Annotated in this window: 11 protein-coding genes and 2 pseudogenes; 9 read left to right on the top strand and 4 right to left on the bottom strand. The window is 65.8% G+C overall.

Translation table 11 applies throughout. The features are described 5' to 3' along the window. Positions 1-167 precede the first annotated feature (167 nt). From RCH21_RS16490 to RCH21_RS16480, 3 genes and pseudogenes are all read right to left on the bottom strand, one after another. Positions 168-1,109 (bottom strand): annotated as a pseudogene (locus tag RCH21_RS16490) (manganese catalase family protein); the annotation flags it as partial. Positions 1,110-1,568: 459 nt separating this feature from the next. Beyond that, entirely contained in the window at positions 1,569-2,366 is a 798-nt protein-coding gene (locus RCH21_RS16485; RefSeq protein ID WP_326965299.1) for a PRC and DUF2382 domain-containing protein, read from the bottom strand. Further along, complete coding sequence (locus RCH21_RS16480; protein WP_326965298.1) at positions 2,363-2,827, bottom strand: recombinase family protein; 465 nt, start codon at positions 2,825-2,827, stop codon at positions 2,363-2,365. The genes RCH21_RS16485 and RCH21_RS16480 overlap by 4 nt, the downstream gene beginning before the upstream one ends. 194 nt (positions 2,828-3,021) lie before the next feature. On the opposite strand from RCH21_RS16480, the gene RCH21_RS16475 reads away from it, so the two are divergent. From RCH21_RS16475 to RCH21_RS16450, 6 genes and pseudogenes are all read left to right on the top strand, one after another. Continuing rightward, positions 3,022-3,111: a potassium-transporting ATPase subunit F gene (locus RCH21_RS16475; protein ID WP_326965297.1), complete on the top strand. Its 90-nt coding sequence runs from the start codon at positions 3,022-3,024 to the stop codon at positions 3,109-3,111. Beyond that, positions 3,111-3,662: pseudogene (locus RCH21_RS16470) on the top strand (potassium-transporting ATPase subunit KdpA); the annotation flags it as partial. The gene RCH21_RS16475 and the pseudogene RCH21_RS16470, both read left to right, overlap by 1 nt. A 196-nt stretch (positions 3,663-3,858) precedes the next feature. Continuing rightward, positions 3,859-4,071 carry a winged helix-turn-helix domain-containing protein gene (locus RCH21_RS16465; RefSeq protein WP_326965296.1) on the top strand — a complete coding sequence of 71 codons (213 nt, stop codon included), beginning with the start codon at positions 3,859-3,861 and terminating at the stop codon, positions 4,069-4,071. A gap of 157 nt (positions 4,072-4,228) precedes the next feature. Continuing rightward, positions 4,229-4,837 carry a hypothetical protein gene (locus tag RCH21_RS16460; RefSeq protein ID WP_326965295.1) on the top strand — a complete coding sequence of 203 codons (609 nt, stop codon included), beginning with the start codon at positions 4,229-4,231 and terminating at the stop codon, positions 4,835-4,837. A 47-nt stretch (positions 4,838-4,884) separates the two neighbouring features. Beyond that, positions 4,885-5,262 carry a hypothetical protein gene (locus tag RCH21_RS16455; protein WP_326965294.1) on the top strand — a complete coding sequence of 126 codons (378 nt, stop codon included), beginning with the start codon at positions 4,885-4,887 and terminating at the stop codon, positions 5,260-5,262. A gap of 51 nt (positions 5,263-5,313) precedes the next feature. Continuing rightward, positions 5,314-6,933, top strand: a complete 1,620-nt coding sequence (locus RCH21_RS16450; RefSeq protein WP_326965293.1) for an AAA family ATPase — start codon at positions 5,314-5,316, stop codon at positions 6,931-6,933. Between the two features lie 111 nt (positions 6,934-7,044). Here RCH21_RS16450 and RCH21_RS16445 read toward each other — a convergent pair whose 3' ends face one another. After that, positions 7,045-7,590, bottom strand: coding sequence for a CGNR zinc finger domain-containing protein (locus tag RCH21_RS16445; RefSeq protein WP_326965292.1), 546 nt, complete (start codon positions 7,588-7,590; stop codon positions 7,045-7,047). A gap of 88 nt (positions 7,591-7,678) precedes the next feature. On the opposite strand from RCH21_RS16445, the gene RCH21_RS16440 reads away from it, so the two are divergent. The 3 genes from RCH21_RS16440 to RCH21_RS16430 all read left to right on the top strand — a co-directional run bounded on the left by RCH21_RS16440 (position 7,679) and on the right by RCH21_RS16430 (position 10,805). Then, positions 7,679-8,647, top strand: coding sequence for an EamA family transporter (locus tag RCH21_RS16440; RefSeq protein ID WP_326965291.1), 969 nt, complete (start codon positions 7,679-7,681; stop codon positions 8,645-8,647). 128 nt (positions 8,648-8,775) lie between these two features. Then, a complete protein-coding gene (locus RCH21_RS16435) occupies positions 8,776-9,546 on the top strand; it encodes an SRPBCC family protein (protein ID WP_326965290.1) in 771 nt (256 codons plus the stop codon). A 230-nt stretch (positions 9,547-9,776) separates the two neighbouring features. Next, on the top strand, positions 9,777-10,805 hold the full coding sequence (locus RCH21_RS16430; protein ID WP_326965289.1) for an ion channel: 1,029 nt from the start codon (positions 9,777-9,779) through the stop codon (positions 10,803-10,805). Positions 10,806-10,827 lie beyond the last annotated feature (22 nt).

Raw genomic sequence — 10,827 nt, 5'->3', positions numbered from 1 at the left:
TCGGCCGTGTCGGCCTTGTCATCTGCCGGGGCATTGGCCTTGGGGGCTTCATCGGCTTTTGCCAGGTTCGGCACGTCCGGTCCGTCGGCATCCTTAAACTCGGCCGTGGCGGGCTTGCTGACAGTCGTGGCGTTGGCCTGGGGGGCCTTATCGGCCTTTGTGGTTGTTGGTCCGAACATTGCGTCGATGTCTGCCATTTCCATGTCAGCGGTGGCCTGGATCAGTTCCAGCAGTTCCGGGTCGAGACCGGGGGCGAACTCCTCCAACCGCTCAGGGGCGATGACGGAGGGCACGCCCTCGGGAGCCTGCTCGCTGGCGTCGAGGTTGGTACCGTCCTTCGACGGCGATAGCCCCTGGTAAATTCTCCCGGCCTCGGACTGGCCCTTGAGGTCGAAGGTGTACTGCTTGCTCTGCAGTCCGAGGTCGAGGAGTTTCTTGACCTCGGGGAATTGCTCGGCGTTCGTCTTGGGGATCGGCAGCAGCGACTTCCAGTTCACCCCCAGGGTTTCCAGGGCTTTGGCGTATCCGTTCTCGTGAGCCTGATCGCGGACGATCAGGTACGAGATGGTGGACCGTGCCGTCTTGTTGTCGGTCATCTCGTACATGCGGCACTTCTGCAGCCGGCCGGTCGCTTCGAGCATCAGGTTGTACAGCAGGTCCAGGGGCAGGTTGCCGGAGTTGTAGACATAGCTGCCGCTCCATGGGTTGCCTGCCGAGTCCACGGGCAGGGCACCCTGAGCGCCGACGAGGTAGTGGTGGATGTTCCCCTGGGACAGGGCAAGGTTCAAGGGGATCGACCCGCCGGCCCCGGGAGTGTCCAGGGGGTCTTCCTGCTTGCCCTGATAGCGGGGTGAGCCGTCCAGGAGTCGGGCGATAGTGGTGCCGATCAGCTCGACGTGGCTGATTTCCTCAGTGCCGATGCCCTGAATCAGGTCACGGTAGGGCTTGGCGGCCGCGCCACGGAAGTTCATGGCCTGGAACAGGTACTGCATCATGGTGCGCATCTCACCGAACTGACCACCCAGGCCTTCCTGCAGGGCGTTGGCTGCGGCGGGATCCGGCTCGTCGGGGATGATCTCGTTGATCAGTTGCTGGACGTGGAAGAACATTAGGACCTCCTAGTAGTGAGCGGCAAAGGAAAGCCGCCTTAGCTTTAGCCTTCACTGCGCAGCCCAAGACCACAAGGGTGGAGCGTCAAATTGTGTGGAGGACCTCGAGCGGCTGCTTACAGCGTGCGCCCTAGCGTTCACAGGCGTCAGATGCGAAGTAGCACACTCGTGGGCACCTCCGGCTCCGGCGGCGAACGCCAGAGGCAGCGAGATTGCTTCTGGCGTTCGCTCCTGAAAGGGGCGCTGCGCCGATGAGGACAGCGGCGATCAGTAAGACCGCGCGGGCGCTTCACAGGCCAAAGATCCGTGCACGACCGATACGGTGGTCATGTCCTCCCGCCTGTCATTTGGGGTCAGTTTGTTTATTGCCAGGTGTGGCCTAACGACGGAGGACGGAGTGCCGCAGTAGCAGCACCCCGTCCTCTTGACTCTGAGGCGTTCGCTCCTCAGGCTGTGTGTCTAGCGGGTGGGTCCGTCCGTGTCGATGCGCTCTTCGCGAACCTGCTCGTTGACAGTTTCCTGCTCGGTGACTGTTTCCTTGTCCAGCCGGACACGCTCGACAGGGACAGCTTCCTTGTCGACGACGGGACGCTCAGCAGTGAGGACCACTTCGTGTTCTTCCTCGCTGATCGCCGGGCCGTCATAGGCATTCCCGCGGTTCGCGTCCGTGATCGGCTCGCGCTCCACCCGGACTTCCTCGTGGCTCACTGGAACGGTCTTGCTGACGTTCTCGGTCACGACATGCTTGCGCAGCCGAGCCCGCCCAGTCTCCTGGGTTTCGGTGCCGACGCGGAGCTCTTCCTTCGACCGCGTCATTGCCTCGTCCGTGGTCGGACCCGATGTGTCGTGACCGACAGCCTCACGGTTACCACTGGATGTGCCAGTCGTGCCGGCGTCGACCTGGCTGGTCGTGTCGGTGTTCGTGGTGCCGGTGCCGGTGCCATGGACGCTGTAGTGGCGGTACAGCTCTTCTTCCTCGGTCGGGCTGAGGTGTCCGTCCCGCTCTACCGAGGGTGCTGCCTTGACGAGGGACTTGTCATACGGGACACGAAGGTCATTGCCGTCGATGGAGGCGTCCTGAAGAGGCACGAAGGTTTCCTTGGTGCCGAAGAGCCCGGTGTTCACGGTGACCCAGCTGGGCTGTCCTGTGGTGTCGTCGACATAGAGCTCACCGATGGAGCCGAGCTTCTCGCCGTCGTTCGTGTAGACCGTTCCCTTGCCCTTGGTGAGCTGGTCGAGGTTGTCATTGCTGATCATGATCTCTCCTTACCGTTGCTTACCGTTGCTACGCGGTTGTAGTAGTCCGTGCTCGAGGCGATTGAGCGCCTTTCGTCCACCCTAGGCAGGACCGATCCGGGATTGCAAGCAGACTTACTATCAGCCTGCGTAGCGGGGCCGGAGCCGATGTAGGCGGCCGGTGATTGCTGGTCGGCGTTCGGGCTGACCGTCGGTAGGCCGGTGTCGTCGCCCTTCCAGGGGCTATCGCTCGCGCTTGTCACGCCCTGCTTCTCGAGTCCGTCGACTACGTCCTTGAGGTTCCGCACTGACCGACCGAGGCGGTCCAGTTTTGTGACGACGAGGGTGTCACCGGCGCGTAGGTAGTCGAGGGCGTCGGTTTGACCATCGAGATTCTGTTCCCCCTGTTGTAGGGCTTCAACCGCCTTGGAACTCGGGTGACCTATGAGGCGTCGGAATGCACATGTGCCGAGCTCGAGCATTAAGGAAGCGTAGGGATGTTGGGCTTCGCTGTGAGGAAAGCGTAAGGATCAGGGCACCCGCTCGGCAGGAAGCCGGCGGACCGAAGTGCACTATCCCGTCCAATGGAGTTCCTTGTGCTTGACGTCGTCTATCTCGTGGGTATTGCAGCCCTGTTCAGTGTGGTCGCTTTGATCGCCCGGGCGGAGGAGGGACTGTGATCGTTTTCAACCTGATCGCCGTCGTCCTCGCTATAGCTGCCCTGGGCTACCTGGTCTATGCCCTCGTGCACCCGGAGCATTTCTGATGACTTTCGCCGCAGCGCTTCTGCCGCTGCTGACCGTCGTCGTCGTACTCGCCCTGCTCTACCGTCCGCTGGGCGATTACATGGCCCGGACCTTCACCAGCACAAAGGACCTCCGCGTGGAGCGGGGGTTCTACCGCGTCCTCGGCGTCGATCCGGCGTCGCACCAGCCTTGGCGCTCCTACCTCACCGGCGTCCTCTGCTTCTCCGTGGTCGGCGTGCTGCTCGTGTACGTGCTGCAGCGCACGCAGGCCGTGCTGCCCTATTCGCTCGGACTGCCGGCGGTGCCCGAGGGCCTGGCCTTCAACACGGCGGTCTCGTTCGTGGCCAACACCAACTGGCAGTCCTACTTGCCCGAGGCCACCATGGGCTACGCCGTGCAGATGACGGGCCTCGCTGTGCAGAACTTCGTGTCCGCCGCCGTCGGGCTCGCCGTGGCTATCGCTTTCGTGCGGGGACTAGCAGCCCGTCGCCGCGCAACGCTCGGTAACTTCTGGGTGGATCTGACTCGCGCTCTCCTGCGGATTCTGCTGCCGGGTACCGTCATCGCTGCTAACCAAACCGTTCCTCACCGACGAGTTGCTCGCTCGGGTGAGGGCCCTCACCCGGCGGCGCCTGCCCGCACAGGAAGAAGCAGGCGCGAGCTTCGGAGACGTGCGCGTGGACCTCGTCGCCAAATCGGTGGTCAGGACCACCGACGGCTCCTCCATCCACCTCACGCGCACCGAGTGGTGCCTGCTCGAAACGTTGATGCTGAACCCCGGGCGGCTTGTAGCGCAGGAGAACCTGCTGACAGAGGTTTGGGGGCTGGAGCACGTCCGTGACTCCGGCTACCTCCGCCTGTACATCCGGCAGCTGCGAAAAAAACTCGAGCCGGACCCAAGCACACCCCGGTACCTGCTGACCGAAGCGGGAATGGGGTACCGATTCAAGGCGAACGGCAATCAAAGGCACGGTAGCTGAGACAGTGAAGCCGACGTTCACCAGATCGGCACCGCGCTGCTGATAATTCCCACCTCGAAGGTCGGGGCGGTTCCCGGCAATCAGGGGCGAGGCCTGGAGGACTAAACTGGACTGGCCGGAGATCGCCCGGCCACCGCACTCCCCAGAGAGGGCCTTGATGGCTGCTGCACCGCCTGCCCCGGGCGCTGGTCATGACACCGCCGAGTCGACGGTCTGGAAGCCGTTCCTCGCCCGCGCCGTGGTGAGCGCCGTGTTCGGGCTGGTGACGATCTTTTGGCGTGAGCCCTCGACCCTCGTGATGTCACTGGTGGGCGGGCTGTACTTCCTGCTCACCGGCGCGGCCTACCTGTGGACGCACCGGATGTCGCACTGGGGTGCGCGGCCGCTCCTCACCGACGTCGGCGGTGGGCTGCTCGTCGGGGCGGGCATCGCGAGCTTGGCCTTTTCGGATGAACGCAGTTTCGCGTTCGCTGGAGCCGTAGCGCTCGTCGTCGCGGGTATCGCCGAACTGGTGCGCGGCCTCGGGATCCGCGGTCATGCTGCGGCCCGCGACCTCGTCGTCGTGGGAGTGGTGAGTTCCGCCACCGGCGTCATCCTCCCGTTCGTCGAACAGCTCGGGGCTCACGCCCTGCTGGGAGTGACCGGGGGAGGGGCCCTCCTGTCCGCGGTTGTGCTCGGAATCGCCGCACTCAGCTACCGGCACGATTCAGCGCTGAGCGCACCGGCCACTTCCGGTGCCGAGGGCGAGCCCGAGCCCGTAAACTAGAACCTCTACGCCTCGTAGAAGATCTCGCATCACCGGAAGGAGTGCCCGTGGCCAAGCGCCAGCCGGGAAAACCCACGCAGGGACGGTTCCGCCACGGCATCAAGGCTCCGCTCGTCTTCTCCGCCGTGCTCGCCGTCGTGGCCGGGACGGCGACGTCCATCTTCGCGACCGGTGGCGGCTCGAAGGTCCTGCGGGTCGATCTGGGCATCACAGCGGCCGGGATCGCCTTCATCACCTCCCTCGTGATCTGCGCGATGCTCATGATGGCCGAGACGCCGAACGCAGGGCATCTCAGCGAGGGCTCAGGCATCAACCGATCGTCGGCCAAGCCGGACCGTAAACCGGACGCAACCCAGCCCACAGCCGCACCGGAGGACGACGACGAACCCCGGTACGGTGAGCGCCTGCCCAAGCAGGACACCTAGGATTACGGTCCCCCTGGCACATTGCCTTGACGGCGCTGTTAGCCTCCCCACATGGGGGATACCACAGCAGGCTTCATCAGGGACTTCAGTACGATGGTGCGGCTCGCGCAGGAAGCGCAGCCGCACTCCATGCGCGGACGGGAGCTCCTCGACACCCTCACCGCGCACCTCGGCACGGACGCGGGCGGGGTCGCCGTCGTGCTGGAGGAGGTGGGCGCCCACCGCTTCGTGGACGCGGACATCGTTCTCGCAGCACTCGTGGGGGAGGACGCCCGACTCGTAGGGATCGGTGGCGGCGACCAGCGCAACCACATGTCGCTCAGCGACATGCTCCAGCACTCCCAGATGTACCCGAACTTTCCGCTGTCGCAGCCGGATTACGGGAACCTGCCGGTGGGACCGGACGAGCAACGCCAGACCGTGGCTCTCGGGCTGCGTCTCTTCGAGCGCGACGGCGTGCCCATTGCCCTCCTGCAGCGCAAGGCCGAGCCGCGCTTCGGCCGGCAGGCGGCGTCGCTCGAGGTCCTGTGTACCGATCCTGCCGTGACGGCAGCACTGCTGGCCGAGTTCCGGCGACGCATGCAGAGCGAGAGCGTGCTGAAGGGCCAGGTCCTCTCCTTCACCGTCGGCGATTTCGGCGCGGGCGGGGCAGGCGTCACGTTTCACCACCGGCCGGAGCTCACCGTCGACGACGTGATCCTCCCCGAGGGACTCCTCGAAAGGGTTACGGAGCACGCCCTCGGCATAGCGGCCCATCGCGAGGCCCTCATCGCCGCCGGCCAGCACCTCAAGCGGGGCATCCTCCTGTACGGCCCGCCCGGCACGGGCAAGACCCACACCGTGCGATTCCTGCTCAGCGGGAGCGAGGGTACGACGGCGATCCTCCTGACCGGCGGTACGCTCGCGCACGTCGGCGAGGCCGCGAGGATGGCGCGCGCCCTGCAGCCCTCCATCGTCGTCCTCGAGGACTGCGACCTCATCGCCGAGGATCGCAGCTTCGGGCACGGACCGCAGCCGCTGCTCTTCGAGGTGCTCGACGCGATGGACGGGCTCGACCCCGACGCCGACGTCACGTTCATCCTCACCACCAACCGCGTGGACATGCTGGAGCGGGCGCTTGCGCAGCGCCCGGGGCGCGTGGACCTGGCCGTCGAGGTGCCGCTTCCAGCTGAGCACGAGCGTGCCGCCCTGCTGCGCCTCTACGCCCGCGGGCTGCCCTTCAGTGCGGGGACCATAGGGGCGGTGGCCGCCCGCATGGAAGGCACGACGGCGTCCTTCACCCGTGAACTGGTGCGCAGGACGGTCCTCGCGGCAGCGCTGCTGGGAGTGCCGGTCGCCGACACGCATCTGCTCGCCGCCGTCGACGAGCTCTTGTCGGACAGCGCCGCCCTCACGAGGAGCCTGCTGGGCAGCGGCAGCGGCAGCGGCAGCGGCGGCGAGGACGGCGGACCAGGAGCCGGGGGACGGCCATCCGGCTGGATGCAGGGCCCGATGACGTACGCCGGCAGCTACACGCCGGTGCCCGGAAGCACCTCCCCTGGGCTCGTCGACCGTACGGGCTTCGCGGACGGTGGCTTCTCCGAGGACGGATTCCCCGGTGACGGGATCGAAGCCGTTCCTCCTGTGGAGCGCAGTCGCGAGGACGGACAGCCGGACGCCGCCGGGCGGTAGGAGAGTGTTTTACGAGCTCCAGGGACTACGCGGGCTGAATGCGCCGTCGTCGCCCCTGTTCCTCTTTCCAGGGCGGGAGGGAGCCGAACCCTGATGGCGGGAGCGGACGGATCACGCGCTCGATGCTTTCCTCGCCCGGTATGCCCTGACATGCGTGCGGTTCGCACAGTTGCCGGTGTCGCAGAAGCGTTTGGAGCGGTTGCGGCTGAGGTCCAGCACCACCCCGTCGCAGTCCTCGGCCGCGCATGAATGCAGTCGGTCGAGCTCGTGCCCGCGGATCACATCGGCGAGGGCCATTGCAGCCTCCGTAGCCATGCGCTCCTCGAGGGGGGCTTCCGGAGCGGTGGCGTGCAGATGCCAGTCCCATTCGTCGTGGCGGACGAGTTGCGGAAGTGCGTTGGCCCTGCGGAGGATCGCGTTGACGGATCCGACGGCGTCGTCCTCCTCCGCGAACCAGATCACCTCGAGCTCCGCACGTAGCGCCCGGACGGACTGCAACTCCGCCGTGGTGTGGGTCCTGGAGCCCGAGAAGCGCTGCTCCTCGAGGAATTGGTCCAGGCCCTCGAGGGTGTCCAGCGGATCGACGTCTTCCCTGGCCGTGTTGATGAGCGCGGCGGCTGAGGAGAGTGCGACTTCCGTGTCATAGGTGAACAACATGTTGACTCCTGACTTTGCACTCGCTTAGTGTCATCACCATACTTACTCGACACTCATGACACCAACCACCGACCTGAAAGGAGGGGACGTGACACTACGCCCCGCTGCCGGACTCTGGATAGCCCTCGTCTCCGCCGCGACCTTCGGCGTCTCGGGTCCGTTCGCCAAATCCCTCCTCGAGATCGGCTGGAGCCCCGGCGCCGCGGTCGGACTGCGCATCGGAGGCGCCGCCGTCGTGCTCCTCATCCCCGTGCTGATGGCGCTGCGCGGGCGCTGGTCCACGATGCACGGCAATGCCCTCACTGTCGCGATCTATGGAACGACGGCGATCGCCCTGTGCCAGCTGTTCTACTTCAACGCCGTGCAGCGGATGTCCGTCGGGGTGTCGCTGCTGCTCGAGTACCTGGCGCCCGTGCTGCTCGTGGGGTTCCTCTGGCTGCGCTCGCGGCATGCGCCGCACGCACTGACGATCATCGGCTCGGTCACGGCGATCCTCGGGCTCCTGCTCGTCCTGGACCTCACCGGCGATGCCCGGCTCGATCCCGTCGGAGTCCTCTTCGGGCTGGCCGCCGCCGTCTGCCTCGTCGTGTTCTTCCTGATGTCGGCGAGGGTGGACGAGTCGCTGCCGCCGATCGTCATGGCGGGTGGTGGGATGGTCGTCGCCTCGATCACCATCCTGGTCCTCGGACTGACGAACGTGATGCCGTTCCGCTTCGTCTTCTCGGACGTGGAGCTGGCCGGGCAGACCTACAGCTGGATCGTGCCCGTGGCGGTCCTCGTTCTCGTCGCCACGGTGGCCGCGTATGTGACCGGTATTCTCGCTGCACAGCGCCTCGGGTCCAAGGTGGCGAGTTTCGTGGCCCTGACCGAGGTGATGTTCGCGGTCCTCGCGGCCTGGCTCATCCTCGGTGAACTGCCCGGCGCGATTCAACTTCTCGGTGGGCTCCTGATCGTGGCCGGCGTCGTGTGCGTGCGGCTGGACGAGCTACGGTCCGCGCCCGACGACGACGCGGCGCTCGACCAGCCCCACACGGTGGAGCCGCTGCTGCGGCCCTGAGGGGAACGGATCCGCGCGCGGCCCTGCCATCCGAGGCGCGACCCACGCTATGCTAAGCATGCTGATGAACTGCTTCAGTAACTGTTTGCATTCCTAGCCGTAGCTTGTTCCAACCCGGAGGAGACGCCATGAGCACGAAGTTCGAGAAGAGCATCCTTGTCAACGTCCCGATCAGCATCGCCTACAACCAGTGGACCCAGTTCGAGGAATTCCCCCACTTCATGGGCGGTGTCACATCCGTGACCCAACTCGATGACGAGCGCCTGAACTGGGTTGTCGAAATCGGCGGCGTCCGCCGGCAGTGGGACGCCGTAATTCTCGAGCAGGTACCCGACACCAAGGTGTCGTGGGCCGCGACAGAAGGCGCAACGAACGCCGGCTCGGTCTCCTTCGAGGACGTCGGAGGCGGGCAGACCCAGGTGCATCTCGTCCTCGAGTACGAGCCCGAGGGCCTGGTCGAGAAGATCGGCGACAAGCTCAACGTCGTCGAGAACCAGGCCGAGGGTGACCTGAAGCGGTTCAAGGCATTCATCGAGGATGAGGGCTATGCCACAGGAGCGTGGCGGGGCTCGGTCGGAACCGGCATCGGCACCGGCGAGCCAGGGGTCGAGGCCGCCGCCGCTTCGCGCGGTGACAGCGGCAAGGCAGGAATCTCGGGCAAGGTTGCTGCCGGTGTCGGTCTTGCCGCTGCTGCCGCGGCTGTCGGAGTCGCGGCCAGCAAGAAGAAGGACGAGGAAGCAGCGGACCTGGACGCCGACGTGACGCTGACGCCGGTCGATGATGCCGCACCCGAGGTGTACACGACGAGCGAGGACGACGTGCTCTCTCCGAGCACCGCAGAGACCCTCCTACCCACCGACGGAGCGGACAAGAACCGCGGCACGGGTGGGGCACCGTGACCATCGGTCCGCTCCGCCTGCACCAGCACGGCGGATAACACCCGTCCCCTAGGGCCGGGACCAGCAGCACGGACAGCCACCCACTCCACAACGGAGGGGGTGGCTGTCGGCTGTTCGGCGGAAAGGAGGCGGCGATGAAGGACATCAGCGCCGTCGGGACCGCGTGAACACGGGATCGACGTCGGAGGATAGGGTCGAACGGTACTGACAGGGAGAGAAGGGAACGCGGCGTGCCATTCGTCTTGATCCGCCTGATCCGGGGCCTCGGGCGCTCACGCATCTGGGTGATGCCGACTGTCATCATCGTTGCGGTGTTCCTCACCAGTTGGCCCCTGATGGTGTGGGCCGAGCCGTCCAGCAACACCATCACGTCGGCGGCGAATTACTGGTGGTGGTTCCTCGTGACTGCCGCCACGGTCGGCTACGGCGATTTCTTCCCAACCACGGTGGGCGGTCGCCTCGTCGGGGTGTACGTCATCGTCGGCGGAATCGTCACGTTAACCACCCTGTTCACCAGGATTGCAGCGGCTATCGAGAATGCGAAAGGACAACGCATGAAGGGCACGATGGATCTGGATATGGCGAACCACCTCGTGATCGTGGGTTACACGCCCGGACGCACCGAACGGCTGATCCACGAGATCGTCGCCGACGAAGCCCATGCCCTTGCGCTGTGCGCCTGGGACGACATCCAGGAGAATCCGATGCCGGAGCAGCCCGACCTCGGCTTCGTTCGGGGAGACCTCGCCGAAGAGGGCGTGCTGCGCCGTGCCGGAGTTCATCGCGCTGCGCGCGTGCTCATCGATGCCCGGGACGACAACGAAGCACTCGCCGTCACCGTAGCGGTCAAGCATGTGAATCCCGAGGCGCACACTGTCGTCACGCTGCGCGATATGAGCCGGGCCGTCAACTTCTCCTACATCGCCGCCGACGTCCGCTGCGTACAGTGGCACTCGCCTCGCCTTGCCACCGAGGAACTGCAGGATCCCGGCATCGCTGTCGTGTACGCCGACCTCATGAGCCACGGCGGCCGGAACACCTACAGCACGCGACTGCCGCGGACGCTCCCGCAGGTCAGGTTCGGGCAGGTCCAGGAGGCCATGGGACGGAGCTTCACCACGACGGTGCTCGCCGTGCAACACGAAGGGGCCGTGATCAATCCCGGCTGGGACACCGAACTGCCCGACAGCGCCGTGCTGTACTACGTTGGCGAGCGCAGGCTGTCCGCGGAGGAGATAGCGCGGGCCGTTGCGCCGTAGCCATCGAGCGCGGTTCCGTTGC

The organism is Arthrobacter sp. PL16, from assembly GCF_035985055.1.
Classification (GTDB): domain Bacteria; phylum Actinomycetota; class Actinomycetes; order Actinomycetales; family Micrococcaceae; genus Arthrobacter_D; species Arthrobacter_D cheniae.
This window is presented reverse-complemented; position numbering and strand designations above follow the sequence as displayed.

What these genes read in the sequence shown, in the direction of transcription:
- RCH21_RS16485 (WP_326965299.1), bottom strand. Translation starts at nt 2,366, where the DNA reads ATGATCAGCAATGACAACCTCGACCAGCTCACCAAGGGCAAGGGAACG.
- RCH21_RS16480 (WP_326965298.1), bottom strand. Translation starts at nt 2,827, where the DNA reads ATGCTCGAGCTCGGCACATGTGCATTCCGACGCCTCATAGGTCACCCG.
- RCH21_RS16465 (WP_326965296.1), top strand. Translation starts at nt 3,859, where the DNA reads ATGCTGAACCCCGGGCGGCTTGTAGCGCAGGAGAACCTGCTGACAGAG.
- RCH21_RS16460 (WP_326965295.1), top strand. Translation starts at nt 4,229, where the DNA reads ATGGCTGCTGCACCGCCTGCCCCGGGCGCTGGTCATGACACCGCCGAG.
- RCH21_RS16450 (WP_326965293.1), top strand. Translation starts at nt 5,314, where the DNA reads ATGGGGGATACCACAGCAGGCTTCATCAGGGACTTCAGTACGATGGTG.
- RCH21_RS16445 (WP_326965292.1), bottom strand. Translation starts at nt 7,590, where the DNA reads ATGTTGTTCACCTATGACACGGAAGTCGCACTCTCCTCAGCCGCCGCG.
- RCH21_RS16435 (WP_326965290.1), top strand. Translation starts at nt 8,776, where the DNA reads ATGAGCACGAAGTTCGAGAAGAGCATCCTTGTCAACGTCCCGATCAGC.